The organism is Chitinophaga sp., assembly GCF_039596455.1.
Classification (GTDB): Bacteria; Bacteroidota; Bacteroidia; order Chitinophagales; family Chitinophagaceae; genus Chitinophaga.
Genome location: NZ_JBCNJR010000005.1, coordinates 337,566 through 353,782, shown reverse-complemented (window position 1 = coordinate 353,782; position 16,217 = coordinate 337,566). Strand labels below are relative to the sequence as shown.

17 protein-coding genes are annotated in these 16,217 nt (G+C 51.8%); 11 read left to right on the top strand and 6 right to left on the bottom strand.

Going from position 1 to position 16,217, the window contains the following annotated elements; all coding sequences use genetic code 11:
• The first annotated feature begins 228 nt into the window (after nt 1–228).
• Together ABDW36_RS17825 and ABDW36_RS17820 are read left to right on the top strand one after the other, a co-directional pair.
• Entirely contained in the window at nt 229–1,008 is a 780-nt protein-coding gene (locus tag ABDW36_RS17825; protein ID WP_343703285.1) for an AraC family transcriptional regulator, read from the top strand.
• Nucleotides 1,009–1,062: 54 nt separating this feature from the next.
• Complete coding sequence (locus tag ABDW36_RS17820) at nt 1,063–1,782, top strand: hypothetical protein (protein WP_343703284.1); 720 nt, start codon at nt 1,063–1,065, stop codon at nt 1,780–1,782.
• Here ABDW36_RS17820 and ABDW36_RS17815 read toward each other — a convergent pair whose 3' ends face one another.
• Nucleotides 1,783–2,604, bottom strand: a complete 822-nt coding sequence (locus ABDW36_RS17815; protein WP_343703283.1) for a phytanoyl-CoA dioxygenase family protein — start codon at nt 2,602–2,604, stop codon at nt 1,783–1,785. It abuts the gene before it with no gap.
• Between the two features lie 125 nt (nt 2,605–2,729).
• Here ABDW36_RS17815 and ABDW36_RS17810 point away from each other — a divergent pair, with 125 nt between their 5' ends.
• The 6 genes from ABDW36_RS17810 (at nt 2,730) to ABDW36_RS17785 (ending at nt 6,257) form a co-directional block, all read left to right on the top strand.
• Nucleotides 2,730–3,596, top strand: coding sequence for an AraC family transcriptional regulator (locus ABDW36_RS17810; protein ID WP_343703282.1), 867 nt, complete (start codon nt 2,730–2,732; stop codon nt 3,594–3,596).
• Between the two features lie 17 nt (nt 3,597–3,613).
• Nucleotides 3,614–4,123, top strand: a complete 510-nt coding sequence (locus ABDW36_RS17805) for a hypothetical protein (protein ID WP_343703281.1) — start codon at nt 3,614–3,616, stop codon at nt 4,121–4,123.
• Between the two features lie 132 nt (nt 4,124–4,255).
• A complete protein-coding gene (locus tag ABDW36_RS17800; RefSeq protein ID WP_343703280.1) occupies nt 4,256–4,489 on the top strand; it encodes a DUF433 domain-containing protein in 234 nt (77 codons plus the stop codon).
• Entirely contained in the window at nt 4,486–4,833 is a 348-nt protein-coding gene (locus tag ABDW36_RS17795; RefSeq protein WP_343703279.1) for a DUF5615 family PIN-like protein, read from the top strand. Before ABDW36_RS17800 ends, ABDW36_RS17795 begins: the two co-directional genes overlap by 4 nt.
• 157 nt (nt 4,834–4,990) lie before the next feature.
• Nucleotides 4,991–5,758, top strand: a complete 768-nt coding sequence (locus tag ABDW36_RS17790) for an AraC family transcriptional regulator (RefSeq protein ID WP_343703278.1) — start codon at nt 4,991–4,993, stop codon at nt 5,756–5,758.
• 73 nt (nt 5,759–5,831) lie between these two features.
• Nucleotides 5,832–6,257, top strand: a complete 426-nt coding sequence (locus ABDW36_RS17785) for a VOC family protein (RefSeq protein ID WP_343703277.1) — start codon at nt 5,832–5,834, stop codon at nt 6,255–6,257.
• Nucleotides 6,258–6,307: 50 nt separating this feature from the next.
• Here the strand turns inward: ABDW36_RS17785 and ABDW36_RS17780 are convergent, their stop codons facing one another.
• The 3 genes from ABDW36_RS17780 to ABDW36_RS17770 form a co-directional block, all read right to left on the bottom strand.
• A complete protein-coding gene (locus ABDW36_RS17780) occupies nt 6,308–7,246 on the bottom strand; it encodes an alpha/beta hydrolase (protein WP_343703276.1) in 939 nt (312 codons plus the stop codon).
• Between the two features lie 94 nt (nt 7,247–7,340).
• Nucleotides 7,341–8,756 carry a sulfatase gene (locus ABDW36_RS17775; protein WP_343703275.1) on the bottom strand — a complete coding sequence of 472 codons (1,416 nt, stop codon included), beginning with the start codon at nt 8,754–8,756 and terminating at the stop codon, nt 7,341–7,343.
• A gap of 27 nt (nt 8,757–8,783) precedes the next feature.
• Nucleotides 8,784–9,671, bottom strand: a complete 888-nt coding sequence (locus tag ABDW36_RS17770) for an arginase family protein (protein ID WP_343703274.1) — start codon at nt 9,669–9,671, stop codon at nt 8,784–8,786.
• 151 nt (nt 9,672–9,822) lie between these two features.
• Between ABDW36_RS17770 and ABDW36_RS17765 the strand changes: the two genes are divergently transcribed.
• A complete protein-coding gene (locus ABDW36_RS17765; RefSeq protein WP_343703273.1) occupies nt 9,823–11,607 on the top strand; it encodes a glycoside hydrolase domain-containing protein in 1,785 nt (594 codons plus the stop codon).
• A gap of 58 nt (nt 11,608–11,665) precedes the next feature.
• On the opposite strand, the gene ABDW36_RS17760 is transcribed toward ABDW36_RS17765, so the two are convergent.
• Nucleotides 11,666–12,559, bottom strand: coding sequence for a helix-turn-helix transcriptional regulator (locus tag ABDW36_RS17760; protein WP_343703272.1), 894 nt, complete (start codon nt 12,557–12,559; stop codon nt 11,666–11,668).
• A 150-nt stretch (nt 12,560–12,709) separates the two neighbouring features.
• Between ABDW36_RS17760 and ABDW36_RS17755 the strand changes: the two genes are divergently transcribed.
• Both ABDW36_RS17755 and chrA read left to right on the top strand, forming a co-directional pair.
• Nucleotides 12,710–13,765 carry an NAD(P)/FAD-dependent oxidoreductase gene (locus tag ABDW36_RS17755; RefSeq protein WP_343703271.1) on the top strand — a complete coding sequence of 352 codons (1,056 nt, stop codon included), beginning with the start codon at nt 12,710–12,712 and terminating at the stop codon, nt 13,763–13,765.
• A 54-nt stretch (nt 13,766–13,819) separates the two neighbouring features.
• Nucleotides 13,820–14,956 (top strand): chromate efflux transporter, encoded by a 1,137-nt coding sequence (gene chrA, locus ABDW36_RS17750; RefSeq protein WP_343703270.1) that lies wholly within the window; start codon nt 13,820–13,822, stop codon nt 14,954–14,956.
• Here chrA and ABDW36_RS17745 read toward each other — a convergent pair.
• Nucleotides 14,953–16,122, bottom strand: coding sequence for a chromate transporter (locus tag ABDW36_RS17745; protein WP_343703269.1), 1,170 nt, complete (start codon nt 16,120–16,122; stop codon nt 14,953–14,955). The two genes, chrA and ABDW36_RS17745, sit on opposite strands and share 4 nt — an antisense overlap.
• Nucleotides 16,123–16,217 lie beyond the last annotated feature (95 nt).

The window sequence follows — 16,217 nt, the reverse complement described above, 5'->3', positions numbered from 1 at the left end:
TTCTTACATAGGACTGGTAATGATTAATTTTTCTTACAGTTAATGCTGCGCTAAATTAGCAGCAAGCGGAGGTAAACAGGGTAGTATTACTACGATTTGAGTGTCGAAAATTTACTACAAATTACAGTTGCTTTGAATTTGAGGGCAACGCTGACATGTACTTGTCAGGGAGAAATGCAGAGATAAACTTATAACTTTTTTATTATATTTGCCATGCTGTTTTAAAAAATGCGCCCTGATAGCCTTACATATGAAGTTGCGTTTCCCGGCGCCACCCTGCAGCACTATGTGAGCCACTTCTGGCAAAGCCGTTGGGCTACCGGCGTGCAAGACCATTTCGTGTACCATTCCACTGCCAATACAAACACGGAGCTGGCCTTTGCCTTCCGCCCTCGCAACAGGCACGGCCATGAACCGGTGTTTTCCGCCGTACAGGGCCATACGGACAGCCACAGCCGCATTGATACCGGCGGCTTCTCCGAAATGTTCGGCGTATCGATCCATTCGTACGCCATCCCTTTCTTCTTCGATATTCCTTCCGCGCAGCTGGCCAACCATGTAATAGACCTGGCGGAACTGCCGGGCGCCAACGCCGCCTTCCTTGCCAAGAGCCTGGCTGCCGGCCGTAGCTTCAGCCAGCGCATGGCCATCATGACGGCATACCTGGAAAAGCGGTTGAGACGGGGGCATGAAGACCAGACCATCCTCCACGCCATCAGGAAGATGAAAAACATGCGGGGGCTTGTCAGTATCCGGGAGCTGGCGGCAGAGTGCGCGTTGTCACAGAAACAGTTCGAGAGACGGTTCAGGGAGTTTTCCAGCTTCAACCCCAAGCTGTATGCAAGAATACTTCGTTTTGAATCCTCCCTGTCCGCATACAAAAAGCTGGACAGCCTCACGGCCCTGGCCCACCACCTGGGTTATTACGACCAGGCCCATTTTATCAACGACTTCCGGCAGTTTTCCGGCTTCAGTCCGCGTCAGTACATGGCCGTGATGCCATATTGAGAATGTCTCTTTTTTCCAATTCCGGTAAAACACCGGCGGCTACCTTTGCCCGATATGGCAACTTCGCAAAACAACCTCCGGGAGAAGGTGATACCCATTATGCCCTGCCCTGACATCAGGGCCCAGGTGGCGTTTTACAAGGAACTGGGTTTTGAGGTGCTGGGCGTATACACGTCCCCCAACCCGTACGCCGCCTTGCGGCGCGGGGATATTGAGCTGCATTTTTACGGCACCCGCAAGGTAGCGCCGCATGAAAACGCTACCATGTGTTTCCTGATGGTGCAGGACGTGGATGAAACGAACCGCCTGTTTACCGACGCATTAAAACAGTACTACGGCAAAATTCCGCGCACGGGCTTCCCGCGCATCACCAAAATACGTAACCTCGTGGGAGACCGCCGGTTTACGCTGGCAGACCCCGGCGGCAATACACTGTTCATAGGCGTAAAGAGCACTGAAGAAGACCGTTTTTTTCGCACGCTGAACAGCGCTGCGCATGCCAAGGCTTTTGCCGCATTGTATGATGTACTGTATTCCAAAGAAGATCCCGGGCTGGCAGACAGCATGCTGCCGAAATACAAAAGCATGGGTGAAAACCTCACCGGGCTTGACAAGGCCAAATACCTGCTGCTACTGCTGGATGTACAAAAACACCTCGGCCGCAAGCCGGAAGACGCCGGCCTGGTGCAGTTTATCAGGCAAGAGGCGGAGAATACCCCGGACTGGAAGAAAATAAGAGAGAAACACCTTGAAATACTAAAGGGCGAAGGGTAACTACAATACCACCGGGTTCAGCTCGGAAGCCGCCGGCCCGCCTATGGGCAAGCCCATCAGCCAGGTGGCGTGGTCATTCCGCTGCCACTTGTGTTTAGGTTCGGTGATCTTTGCGTCTTCCGCCATATAGATCACCGTCATCACTTCCCGCATGTTGGGAGAGTTATTGCCAGGCGCGCTGTGAATGGTGTAACCGTAATGCCAGGTAGCGTCTCCCGCGTTCATGGCTGAAGCCCGGGTAACGGGGAACTGCTGCTTGCGCACGTATTGGTTGAACGCATCTTCAGATTCGTCTGATATTTCATAGTCGAAAACAACCCCGTTTTTGTGGGAGCCGGAGGCAAAGGTGAGCATGCCCATGTCTACATCAATATCCACCAGCGGCATCCACATGGTAATGGTGTTGTGGGTGTCAATAGGCCAGTAATACTGGTCCTGGTGCCAGGGAGTAGGGCCGCCGCCGGGTTCCTTGAACAGCGCCTGGTCGTGGTAAATACGTACGTTCACCACCCCCATCAGGTCTGCCGCCATTTTTGCAAAGCGCCGGGCCAGCACAAATTGTTTCACCCGCTCGTCTACCCGCCAGAGGTTCATGATCTGCAGGAAGGCCTTGCCATAAGTATCCCTGTCTTCCATTTTCCGCTTTTCCGTATTATACCGGCTGGCCGCGTCAACAATCACATTGCGGTAAGCGGCCGCTTCGCCGGCATCCAGCACGTGGGGGATAAGGATATGCCCGTTTTTACGGAAGTTTTCCGCCTGTGAAGCGGTAATTTCCCTGGCATCGTTCAATGCAGGCAGGGTGGAAGTGATGGTATTCATAACGCATAGATTTAACAGTACGAAGTAAGGCATCTGCCCGCGGGAAAAAAATGGGGAAATTGGTTGTTTACTGGGGTATTTTATCCATTCAGGCCAAATATGTTTACTTTACAATAAAAAAGGCAATGCTGAAAGCATCTTACGAAGTGCTGCAGCCCGCGGGCAATCACTCCTTCCTGGTCAGAACGTTCGGGAAATCAGGCTTTGCCGCCCCCTACCATTTTCACCCGGAGTATGAACTGACCTGGATCGTGAAAGGGAGCGGCAAACGCTACGCCGGCAGCAATATGGCCAATTTTTCGGATGGAGACCTGGTGCTGCTGGGCCCGCATGTGCCCCATTGCTGGAAGCTGCAGCCTGAGGGAAAGAACAGACCCGCCGCGCGCTCCATCGTGATCCAGTTCACGCCAGATTTCCTGGGAGACGGTTTTTTCTCCAGGGCCGAACTGGCCAACATCCGCCAGCTGTTCCAGAGAAGCGGCAGCGGCATCCAGTTCCTCCAAAAAACACAGGCGCAGGTACAGGAACAGATCAAAGGATTGGCCGAAGAGCGGAACAATTTCCGGAAGCTGATGCGGCTGCTGGACATCCTGCAGCAGCTGGCCCTGTCAAAAGAATACCTGCTGCTGGACCAGCAGCGCCTGATGGCCGAGCTATCGCCCGCCAACCAGGCCAGGATCAGCCCCATCTTTGCCTACCTGGTAGAGCACTTCAGGAGAGCCGTGTCACTCAACGATGCCGCCGCCATTGCCGGCATGACGCCGAACGCTTTCTGCAAATACTTCAAGCGCATCACCCGCAAAACGTTTATGGAAACGGTGATAGAATACCGTATCAATTACGCCACGCAGCAGCTTATACAGTCAAACAAAAGCATCACTGATATTTGTTATGACAGCGGGTTTGGGGATGTGTCTCATTTTTACAAGATGTTCAGGGGGAAGATGGGAGTGAGCCCGTTGCATTACAGGCAGCAGTTTGGGGCGTTGTGACAAGCATTTAACAATCTATGATAAGACGAAATAGAAAAATATCACTGGCCATCTCCCTTTTTTTAATGGGAACGATCAATGCATTTGCTTGCAGCTGCCAGGGCGAAGGCTCTGTTCCTCAAAACATGAAGCGGTCAGACGCGGTTTTCAGCGGGCAGGTGATATCCTTCACACTGACAACCAATTACGACAGCTTGAGAATTGTAGTAACCGGTGATACAAGCAGTTTAGATATGAATTGGCGCCAAATCCCAATTGCCGTGGTGAAAATAAAGGTTGATAAAATGTATAAAGGGAAGCACGCTTCCGATACATTGACAATTTTGACGCCTTCAACCAGCGCTGCCTGCGGTGTCCGTTTCCAAACAGGACGGAAGTATATTGTCTATGCCAGGGCATCTGATGAATTGCCACTGGTACCCAGAAGACGATCATTGGACAAAAGAACATTCTGGACTCACCTATGTACCCGAACACAGGGCTGGAACACATTAGAAGAAAAAGAAATTCTGAAACAATATGTTTGATAGGGGCAGCCTGCGCTGGTAAATTCAACTTATTGGCAAATATTAAATATGTTTATGCATGATGAATAAGTATTTTTATCCAATAATTGCCAAAGACTTCCCGAAGTCGTAAATTTGCCAAAACAGATGAATATGGAAAATCTATTGGCCCGTATTACTTTAAACCCGGAAATTAGTCACGGTAAACCTTGTATCCGAAATACGCGATATACAGTAGAGTCCATTTTAGAATACCTTTCTGGTGGTGACACAATAGAAGACATCCTGGAGGAGTTTAAAGACCTGGAACGCGCTGACATATTTGCATGCCTTGCCTATGCTGCAGCTTCTATGAAATTTAAAGACATTGAAGTGCCTGCTGCATGAAATTCATTATAGATGCACATCTTCCGCCGTCTTTAACAGTTTACTTTGAAGGGCATGATGTTATTCATACATCATTGCTCGAAGACGGAAATTTTACAACCGATGGAACAATTAATGATCTTTCCATAGCACAGAAGCGAATTGTAATCACGAAGGATACTGATTTCTACTACTCGTTCACCACAAAACGGGAGCCTTATAAGTTAGTTTTAGTGAAGTTGGGAAATATGCGGTTAAAGGAAATTAAAGGCTATTTTGAACGTAATGCCGCGCAATTGATAGAACTTCTGGAAACTCATTATTTTCTCATCCTGGAACCAGAGCGTATCAGAATACTGGAATAGGCAAGCCAATAAGAAAGCCTACACAGCTTCATGCCCAGCTCGCGGAAGGCGGGCAACACTTAAGCCCCAATGTCACGGCTCCAGGTCAAATTCCCCCCGCCAATTGTCGCGTTCAACCCTGCCCTTATACGCATGCATAGCTTATTTTTGTAAAGCCATGAAAGCAACATATCTCACACCCGCTGCAAGCATTGCTGAATATGTGCAGGAAATACTTGTCATCGAGCATTTCCGCGTAACCACTCCTTTTGTATTGCCCATCTTCGCCAACGGCATGCCTACGTTGCTGTTCCAGACGGCGGGGGGACAGATCGGGAATGCCACCAACAACCTCACCCTCTTCGGGCAAACGGTATTCCCGGATACGCTGACCATTACGGAAAACTTCACCCTGATCGCCTATTTCTTTAAGCCCTACGCCCTGAATACATTATTCGGCGTTTCCGCACGGGAACTGACAGACAGCCCCATTGACCTCAACCTGCTGCCTGCCCCGGTGAGGGCCGGCCTCCAGGAGCAATTGCTGAACGCTGCTACCAGCGCTGAAATGATGGCGCTGCTGGATAAGTATATTCTCAGCCTTACCACCAAGATCAAAACCGATGTGCGCATTATCAAATACGCCGTAGAGAAAATTGCCGGCGCTCCCTCCAAAAAGAACCTGGCGGAAGTGCAGCAGGAGCTGTATATGACGGGGCGCACCTTTCAGCGGCTGTTCGAGAAAAACATAGGCATTGTCCCCACCCAGTACAGGCGCATCAGCCAGTTCAATGCCGCCTTCCGCCAGCTGAACGGGCGCCGGTTCAAAAGCCTGACAGACCTTTCCTTCCATCACGGCTACGCAGACCAAAGCCACTTTATCCGCACCTTCAAGGAGTTTACGGCCCTGACGCCCGGTGAATACCTGGCCTATACCGGCGCCTGAATTTTGTCAGTTTCGTTCTATTTCCCCGCTTCAGCCCGGCATAACTTTGACCTATCATTAAAATATTATCAACATGACAAACAACATCTATCCCTGCCTCTGGTTTGACGGGCAGGCCCAGGCAGCAGCAAAGTTTTATTGTTCCATTTTCAGGAACTCAAAGATCAAGGCAGACAACCAGATGGTAGTAGAGTTTGAGCTGGACGGTAAGAGGTTCATAGGTCTCAATGGCGGGCCCCAGTTCAAATTCAATGAAGCTATCTCGTTTGTGATAGACTGCGAAACCCAGGAAGAAATAGACCACTACTGGGAAAAACTCACAGCAGACGGCGGCAGTGAAGGTAATTGCGGCTGGGTGAAAGACAAGTTCGGCATATCCTGGCAGGTGGTGCCCACCATTTTACCGAAGCTGCTGAGCAACCCGGAAAGGGCGCAGCAGGTGATGGAGGCCTATATGAAAATGAAGAAGTTTGACATCAAGGCGCTGGAAAATGCGTAAAAAGTAAAAGCCGCCTCAATAGTTACTGAGGCGGCTTTTATTGAATGACATTAAAAAGTTGGAGGCGGTGCGTTCAGGTCTGCATCCAGGAAGTCTGTTACCATAGGTACCCACCAGTCTGCACGCAACATCATGCCTATATGTGTGGTACCCGGTAAAATAGCCAGGCGGGAATGGGGCATGCCGTGTATGTCTCCCATCTTTCCGCCGCCTTTGGCGCGGAACAGCTCCAGCGCATGCTCGTACCGTACGCCGTCTGCATCGCCAATGGCCATGAAGATGGGCGCCTTTATGTTCTTGACCTCTTTGGTCCAGTTGTAAGGCTTCAGATCTATGCTGATTATTTTTTTGATATAGTCCGCAAAGCGGGCCGGGTCGTTGCCCAGGCTGTCATACTGTTTTTGGATGGCGGTGCCTTTGAACATGTCTGCCGTCATGGTAGCAAAGCTGGCTTCTACGTCCGGCCACCAGCCGTCGTGCGTATAGGTGCCGGACAATACCACCAGGCGGCGTACCTGCTCAGGGTGGCGTACGGCCATCTGGAAGGCTATGCCGCCGCCCATGCTGTAGCCCAGTACGTCTGCGCTGTCTACCTTGAGGTGTTTCAACAGGGCGGATACATCGTCTGCCATTCCTTCATAACTGAGTTCGCGGGGAATATCTTTTGTGCGGCCATGGCCCTGCATTTCCGCTACTATCACCTGTCTGCCTGCAAATTTGGGTATGATGTCAGCCCAGTTGATGGGGATGTTCATAAAAGAGCCATGCAGCAGTACAATGGGTTTCCCTTGCCCGTATACCTCATAATACATGCTCAGCCCGTTTATTTCAGCGTAGCCGCTTTGGCCGGGCTTTACATGCTGACTGTCTTTTTTTTCCGCTGTTGTGGCGGAAGCATTTTGAGCATCCCGGGGGCGGGGCTGGCAGGCTGTGATGAGCGCCGCTATAACAAAGGCGAACGAGATACCGGTTAATACATGCTTGTTCATATCGTGTGTGTTTTTTACGATACAAATCTCGTCAACAAACCGATACCGCTTGCAGTGCGTATGCGACAATTGAAGGGTAAAAAACGACAGTATGCTATGGATATTGCGGGTTGGGCTGTTGCGGCACCGGCGCGTTCACATCCCGCTGCCACTGCTGCAGCATGGCCTTGAGTTTTGCCAGCATCTGCGGTTCCGAAGCTGCCAGGTTTTGCTGCTCTCCGGGGTCGCGCTCCAGGTTGTACAATTCAAACGCATTGTCTTCAAAGTACTGGTGCAGCTTCCAGTTGCCAAGCCGCATGCTGCTGCCGGGGCGGGTACGGAACAGCGGGTCCTGGGCCTGGTCTTCCTTTTTATCATAGGCCTGCAGGTAAACGGGGTAATGCCAATACAGCGGCCGTGTTGCCATAGTGCCGCCGTTGAGCACCGGCAGCATGCTTTGGCCGTCCAGTTGCAGCGTGTCTTTGTTGATGGCCAGCAGGTCAAGCAGCGTGGGGAAAAAGTCCATATTGGTGACGGGCTCGCTGGTAACAGCCGGTTTGATGCGGCCGGGCCAGTGAAAGGCCAGCGGTACCCTGATGCCACCTTCATAATAGGAGCCTTTGCCGGCTCTCAGCGGCGTTTGGTGTGAGGTGGCCCTGATGCCGCCGTTATCTGATGTAAAGATGACCAGTGTATTGCTGTCCAGCTTCAGCTCCTGCAATTTGTTCAGCAGGCGCCCGGCGTTCATGTCCATATTCTCTATCATGGCTGCATACACGGCATTGGCCTGCCCCGGCGCCTTTTGTTTCTGCCCGTATTTTTTCACCAGCCCGTCAGGGGCCTGCAGCGGGGAGTGAACGGCGTAGTAGGGGAGATAGAGAAAAAAAGCTTTGTTCCTGTTTTCTTCCAGGAAACTGATGGCTTCATTGGTAAGCCTGTCTGTGAGGTATTCACCGGGCTTGCCGTCTTCGAGGGCGGGAATTTTATAGGGAGAAAAGTAAGACGGTGGATGCCCCTGGTGCGTGCCGCCTTTGTTAATATCAAAGCCGTAGAGCAGCGGGTCGTTGCTCAGGTGCCATTTGCCGATGATGGCGGTAAGGTAGCCTGCCTGCTTCAGTACTGCGGGCAGGGTGGTAAAGCGGCGGTCGAGCACATTTTTATTGGGCGTAGGGATGATCTTTCTTGTTTTTGCATTGCCCCGTTCTGATGTGCCAACGGTGTAAATGCCGTGGCGCGGCGTGTTGAGCCCGGTGAGCATGCATGCCCTGCTGGGAGCGCAATTGGCGGCAGCGGCGTAGCCGTTGGTGAAGATGAGGCTTTGTTTGGCAAGCTTGTCCAGGTTAGGGGTTTCGTAAAACCGGCTACCCATAAAGGCGAGGTCTTTCCAGCCCAGGTCATCTGCTACTATGAGGATGATGTTGGGGCGGTGGTACTGCTTTTGCTGAGCTTTAGCGGTGAGTGTTGCAGCGGCAATGAGCAACGCTACGGCGCACCGCAATATATGTTTACGGGAGAATACGGCTATTTGCATGCTGTAAAATAGAAAATTTTCTGACCATCAGGCAAGCCCTTCATTCAGGATGGCAGTTAGTACATTCCCGGCTTTCCCATCATCGTCCAGCAAGGGATTGTAAATGGTGACCGTCATGCCCATGGCCTTCGGGTGCTGGCTGAGGGTGCGGATGGCAAGTGTGGCTTCTTCTTGTGTGAGCCCGCCGGGCAACCGGTATTCAACTGCCGGCATCATATCATCAGATAATACGTCAGCATCAAAATGTATCCAGAAACCCTGTACCGCAGATTGTTCCATGTACGCAACGGTTTTTTGCAGGGCAGTGTTGATGCTATGCCGGCGGATGAAGTCCATGTCAAACCGGAGGATGGTGGTATCACGGATGTCACGTGAGCCATAGCGCTCCGCTTCTTCCATGTCCCGCTGCCCGATCTGTACAATGTCTTCATCCGGCACGTAGGGAGACATGCTGTTAATATCGCTGATCACAGCGGGGCCGCGCCCGGAAACAATGGCCAGGTCCATATCCGCCACTTCGCCCAGTGTGGAGGCGGAGGGCTGGTAAAAATCCGCATGGGCGTCTACATGCACCAGGCCGTAACGCCCGCGTTGCTTCAGTGACAGGGCGGGGCCCAGCAATATGCTGCAATCTCCGCCCAGCACCAAGGGGAAATATGTGTCATATAGCGGCGTTAATGTGTCCGCCAGCCGCAGGGCAAACGCCGCAATACCGGGGCCGTTAAGCAGCAAGGTGTCTTCGTCACGCTCCGGGTTAAAGCCTGCATTCAAGTCCGGCATTTCCGTATAGCCGTTCTTCGTTTTGTAAATGGCGGGTAACAGGCCGGCTTTGCGCAAGGCTGCCGGCAGCTTTTCAACACCGTTCGGTTTTAACCCCAGGATAGAGGGGGCTGCTATGATCTGGAGGGGCTTCATAACAGGGCGGTTTCCATAAAAGTATCAAATAACCCGCCAACAGCTCATCGATATATCGCCCGGGAATAAACGAAACTATTTGCAATACAATGAAACTTTTTGTAGTTTTCATCGAAACTTTTTAAAAGCGAGTAAAACTACCATTTAATCTATGAATGCAAGAAGAACGTTCTATCAACTGATTTGCCTGGGGGCTTTTACGGGCCTTGCCAGCGCAGGATTTAGCCAGGCGCCGCAATGGGACAAAGGGCAGCCCTTTACCGAAGCGGGTGACCCCGTAAAGACTGACAACAGCGCCTGGCAAGCCGTAAAACCGGGTTTGCACAGCTCTTTTGTTTCTATAGACAAGCGTTACGCCAAATCAGCAGTTCCCGGGGTAAAGGTGGAAAAGACTGCGCAGGTAACAGGCTGGAAAGGGGAGCGTTTATCTGCCCAGTTGCTGCTGTGGACTACCGACTCCATTCCCGGTGTGAAAGTACAGCTGTCTGATTTTACATCTCAAAACGGCAAAAAGCTGGGTGCTTCCGCCTATGCCCGCTTTGAGCGCTATATACTGACTGACGAGTTTGGGCCGGGATGCGGTAAACGCAAACCGGGAGACTTTGCAGCCTCTCTGTCTCCAGACCTGTTGGACGATCTTTCTTCCTTCAACCTGGAAAAGAATAAGGTAAGGCCGGTGTGGATCACCATAGAAGTACCCCGGAACGCCGCGAAAGGCATCTACGCCGGGAAGGTACAGATCACCACTCCCGGTGGCAGGCAGCAGGAGCTGAGCCTCTCTGTAGACGTGATAGACCACGTGCTGCCCGAAGTCTCCACCTGGAGCTTCCACCTTGACCAGTGGCAGCACCCTTCCGCCGTGGCCCGCGTCAACAACTTGGAAATGTGGAGCCAGGCGCATTTCGACGCCCTGAAGCCGCAAATGCAAATGCTGGCCAACGCCGGGCAAAAAGTGATCACCGCCACGCTGAACAAAGACCCCTGGCATGTACAGACCTTCGATCCGTATGCGGACATGATCATCTGGACGAAAGAAAAAGACGGCAGCTGGTCTTACAACTATGACGTGTTCGATAAATGGGTATCTTTCATGATGGGCCTAGGCATTAAAAAGATGATCAACTGCTACTCCATTGTTCCCTGGAATAACGAGATACATTACAAAGACGCCGCCACCGGCAAGTTTGTAGACGTTGTGGCCAAACCCGGTACAGATACTTTTGCCATCATGTGGGAACCCTTCCTGAAAGACTTTGCAAAACACCTGCAGCAGAAAGGCTGGCTTGAAATTACCAACATAGCGCTGGATGAAAGGAACAAAGATGAGATGGGCGCGGCTTTTGCCCTCATATCGAAAGTAGCGCCCTCGCTGGGAGTTGCTTATGCAGACAACCAGAAGACCTACAAGCGTTATACTAACAGCGATGACGTGAGCACGGCGGTACACCACCCCATAGATCCCAAAGATCTTGCGGAACGCCGCAGCAAAGGCCTGAACACTACATTTTATATTTATTGCGGCAATAGCTTCCCCAACCAGTTTACTTTCTCAGACCCCGCAGAGTCTGTGTACGCCGGCTGGTATGCCCTGGCGGCGGGGTACGACGGGGTGCTGCGCTGGGCTTTCAATTCCTGGGTAGAAAACCCGCTGGTAGATTCCAGGTTCCGCACATGGCCTGCCGGGGACACCTACATCACCTACCCGCAAGCCAGAAGCTCCATCAGGTATGAGCGTTTGCTGGAAGGCATACAGGATTATGAAAAAGCGCTGATCGTGAAAAAGCTGCTGGAGCAAAAGAAAGACCATAACCGGCTGAAAGCGTTCAACGCGGCCATAGTCAAGCTGAGCAGCCACTCCAGGTATGACGGCTGGAATGAGGATTTGAATGCGGCTAAAAAGCTGCTGAACAGTATTTCGGCAACGCTCACCAAATAATTAACGCTCACCAAATAATTATTAAAAAGAATGCTGCAACCTGGCAGCATTCTTTTTTTCAGGTTATCGACTTCCTGAATGCAGAAGGGGATAACCCGGTATGTTTCCTGAAATATTTGACAAAGTAGGAAGGGTCGTCAAACCCAAGCCTGAAAGCGATCTGGCTGATGCTGTGCCCGGAATGGAGGATCATCCGCTGCGCTTCCAGCACTATCCGCTCCTGGATAATGGTAGACGGGCTCTTGCCAACCAGCTGCATGGTCAGGTCAGATAAGGTCCTGGTGGAGATATGCATCATACCGGCATATTCCGCTACTGAAAAGCCTTTCCTGTAATGCTCCTCTACTGAATTGACAAACCTGAGCAACTGCTGCCTTTTTTCGTTCACCCGTATGCCGGGCGCATGGGCCTCCGGCTCATTTTTCCTGCGCTGCACCTGTATCAGGAACGCTTTAAGATAACTCCGCAGCAGCTCTTCCTGGGCAAACGCAACATGCAGCAGCAGCTCTTTTTTCATCAGCCTGATATAGTCGTCCAGCATTTTACCCATACCGCTTTCTACACTACAGGAAGGCTGCTGGTAGGGATTGTTGAAAAGATTGAATTTCAGGAACAGTTCCATTTCACTGCTCTGCTGGATGAGGAAAGATTCGTTAAAATGGATCAATATACCGGCGTAGTCCGTTTTTTTGTCAAAGTAATGCACCTGGTTTTTGCCGATAAAAAAGATAGTGTTATCCCTTACGTCATACGCTTTAAAGTCAACGAAGTGTTTCCCTTTTCCTTTCTTGAACCAGATGATCTGGTAGAAGCTGTGGATGTGCGGGCGTGATGCGTTGTGCAGATGCTCCCGGAGGTAGGGCCCCAGCTCATGCAGGGCAAACTGCAATTTGCCGGGCGGGTGAAGGTCAAGGTGATATTCCTCAATTTTTCCTGGTAGGTTCCTAGGCATGAAATGGTGCTGATGTCTGCCGCAAAATATTGAATTTTACCAATTTGCAAACCGCCCCTCTTGCACCGGAGGGGCTACCTTGCCGATTTTTACCATTATTTCTCTCATTATTGCATGCCCGTTACTGCGGTAAAACCCCAACTTCGCGCCATGAAAATACCGGAACGTGTCATCATAGCCGGGGGCGGGCTCAGCGGCCTGTTGCTGGCATACCTGCTCAGGAAAAAAGGAACGAACTATCTTTTACTGGAAGCGGCGCCAAGGCTGGGAGGCAGGATACAAACAGTGAATGGGGCACTCGGTACCCCGCTGGAACTTGGCGCCACCTGGTTCTCTGAACAGCATCCGCACCTGTGTTCCCTTGTTGAAGAGCTTGCGCTGGAGAAATTCCCGCAGTTCTCGGCGGGCATTTCCATTTTCCAGACAAAGTCTTTTGAACCGCCGCAGCAATTCTTCGTGCCGGAATCTGAATCTCCCTCATACCGCCTGCGCGGCGGAACAGGCCAGCTGATAAAAGCGCTGTCTGATCAGCTGGATGACAAGAAGATCGTTTTAAACGCCAGGATTGAGACTGTGGAAGAGGCCCACAACGGCATAAAAGCCACCACCAGCCGCGGAACACAGTACGAAGGGAGCAAGATCGTTATCTGCCTGCCGCCTCAACTAGCCGGTACTACCATCCAATTCAAGCCTTCGTTACCCGGCGCAATTGCCGCGCTGCTGCCGGATGTACAGACCTGGATGGCCGGCGCCATAAAATTCACCCTGGAGTACCCCACCCCGTTCTGGCGGAACAGGCAGTTCTCCGGCATGTTATACAGCCATGCCGGGATAGTAGTTGAAATGTATGACCATACAAATTTTGAGGAAAACAGGTTTGGTTTCACGGGCTTCCTGAACAGCGGCGCATCCGCCTACCATCAGGATGTGCGCAAGGAGCTGGTGCTGGGCCAGCTGACCGGGTTGTTCGGGGAAGAAGCAGGGAACCCTTCCGCGTACTTCGATAAGGTGTGGACGGATGAATACCTGCAGGCCGGCGCGCCTTCCTTCAGCTATCCGCACCAGCACAACGGGCATGAGCTGTTGCAGCGATCTTATTATAATAACAAGCTGTTCTTTTGCGGAACTGAAACATCCACGCAATGTGGCGGATATATGGAAGGCGCTGTAACAGCGGTAAAGAGATGGGCCGCCGCGCAATTGTGAGGACAAAATTTGTATTTTGGCCCAATATCCTTCATGCTAAACCAATGTTGTACAATGGCCGGTGAAGAAAGTAAAGCGGTAAAACTAAAGGAGATAGCTGTGTCTTGCCTGAAGCTGGGCACTATTGGCTTTGGCGGCATAGCCGGGATGATCACTACCATAGAAAATGAAATGGTGATCAGGCGGAAATGGATAGACCACCAGCATTTTATGGATGTGCTAAGCACCTCTTACATCATTCCGGGGCCCAATGCTGTGGAAGTGGTGATGCATTGCGGAAAGGAACGCGGCGGCCGCGCGGGGCTGGTAGTAGCCGGGGTTTGTTATATCATGCCAGCCATGCTCATGTGCCTGCTCATCGGTTATTTTTACCGGCAATACAGCGCGCTCCCGGATGTGCAGCACTTCATTTTCGGCATCAGGCCGGCCATCACCGCGTTGATAATCGGTACCGTTATCCGGCTATCGGGTACCACATTGACAAATAATAGACTGCTTATTGCGTTGTGCGTCCTGGTCTTTATCGGTTCTCTTTGCGGTTTGAATGAAGTATTGCTGATCATTGGCGCAGGAGCGGTTAACTATCTTTATTACTCCGCCAGGAGCCACCTGCCGGTAATAGCAGGCCTGCTTTACTCGCCCATATTCCTGCAGGCAGGCGCCCGCTTTTCAGACAGTAAACTGTTTTTGATATTCCTTAAAATAGGCGCTGTATTGTATGGTAGTGGTTATGTGCTGTTTGCCTACATGGATGAAGCGCTTGTGCGGAATAATCACTGGCTGAACCACCAGCAGCTGATGGACGCAATAGCCGTGGGGCAGATCACGCCAGGGCCCATATTGTCAAGCGCAACATTTGCAGGGTATATTATTGGCGGCACAACGGGAGGGGTGGTGGCCACCATCGGCATTTTTCTGCCTTCCTTTTTTATTTCTTTCTTCTTGCACAAGTTACTCTCGTCTGCCCGGAAGAGCCAAAAACTGCGGGCGTTTTTAGATGGCCTCAGCGCCGCGTCTATTTCAATCATAGCGGTGGTAGGGATACATCTGTTCACTTCATCTATCCGGCAATGGCAGGGCTCCGTGATTTTGACCGCGTGCCTGTTCCTGATGCTTTTTGTCAAAAAGCTGAGCCCTGTGCTCATTATCCTGGCCGGCAGCATCGGCGGTTTTTTATTGCTGGGGATCTAGTTCATGAATGCTCTCAGCAGCAGCCCTGCTACGGCCGCAATCAATATGATCAGCGGCTCCGGCATTTTTTTAAGCTTCAGCAAGGCCAATACTGTTACCAGCGCAATACCGGCAGTATAAAGGTCTGTGAGCGACCGCCTCCCCAATACGATCACCGCCCCTGATATGGCCCCGATGGCGGCGGCCGTTACCCCGTCTACAAAAGCCTTGATGCCGGGGTGTTTCCCGTACTTGCGGAAATAGGGGGCCGGCAATACCGTAAACAGGTAGCAGGGAAAGAAAGTGGCAAATGCCGCTACGCAGGCGCCTGGAAAACCCAGTACAAGGAAGCCGATGAAACCAACCGTGATCACTACCGGGCCGGGCGTTATCATAGCCACCGCCACGGAATCCATAAACTGCTGTTCGTTCAGCCAGCCAAACTCTTTTACCACACCGCCGTAAAGGAACGGCACAATGGCCAGCCCGCTGCCGAACACAAAGGCGCCGGCCTTCGTGAAGTACAGGAACATCTGCCAGAGGGAGCCTGCCGGCGCCTGGGTGGCAGCCTGCCATACAGCAGGGAAAAGTACCGATTTTGTTATGCCGGACTTGCTGCCGGAAAAGCTGATGTTCCTGGGCGGCGCTTTTACCAGCCAGTACAAGGTGCCAGCGCCCAGGAAAAGCCATACGCTTTCCGTTTCAAACCAGACGGTATATACGGCAGACAGCAAGTAGATGCCAATCAGCCATGGGTTGCTTCCGATGGATTTGCGGGTCAGTTTATACGCGCTCACGGTTATGATGCCTATTACCGCCGCGCCAACGCCATAGAAAATTGCCTGCATCCAGGGGATGCCGCCCCAATGTACATAAGCTGCGCCCAGGGCAAGCACCATAAAAAAAGAGGGCAGTACAAAGGCCAGTCCTGCCAGTGTAGCGCCTAATACCCTGTAATGCACATAGCCGATGTAAATGCCCAGCTGCGCCGCCAGCGGGCCGGGAGCCAGCTGGGCAAGCGCCAGGCCTTCCCGGTAGTCTTCTTCGCTGATCCATTGGCGCCTTTCCACCAGGTCACGGTGCATGTAGCCTGCCAGTGCTACAGGGCCGCCAAACCCCCATGTTCCCAGCTTCAGAAAGTATAATACCAGCTCTTTCAGCGTATATGGCAAGTGGTTATTTCCCATTTATGATTGTGTCTTTGCTGCAATTTGGGGCGTTGCGGGTGCAAAAAATAGAACGGAAATGAGGGTTTGCACGCTTTTTACTTTTTGGGAATTTT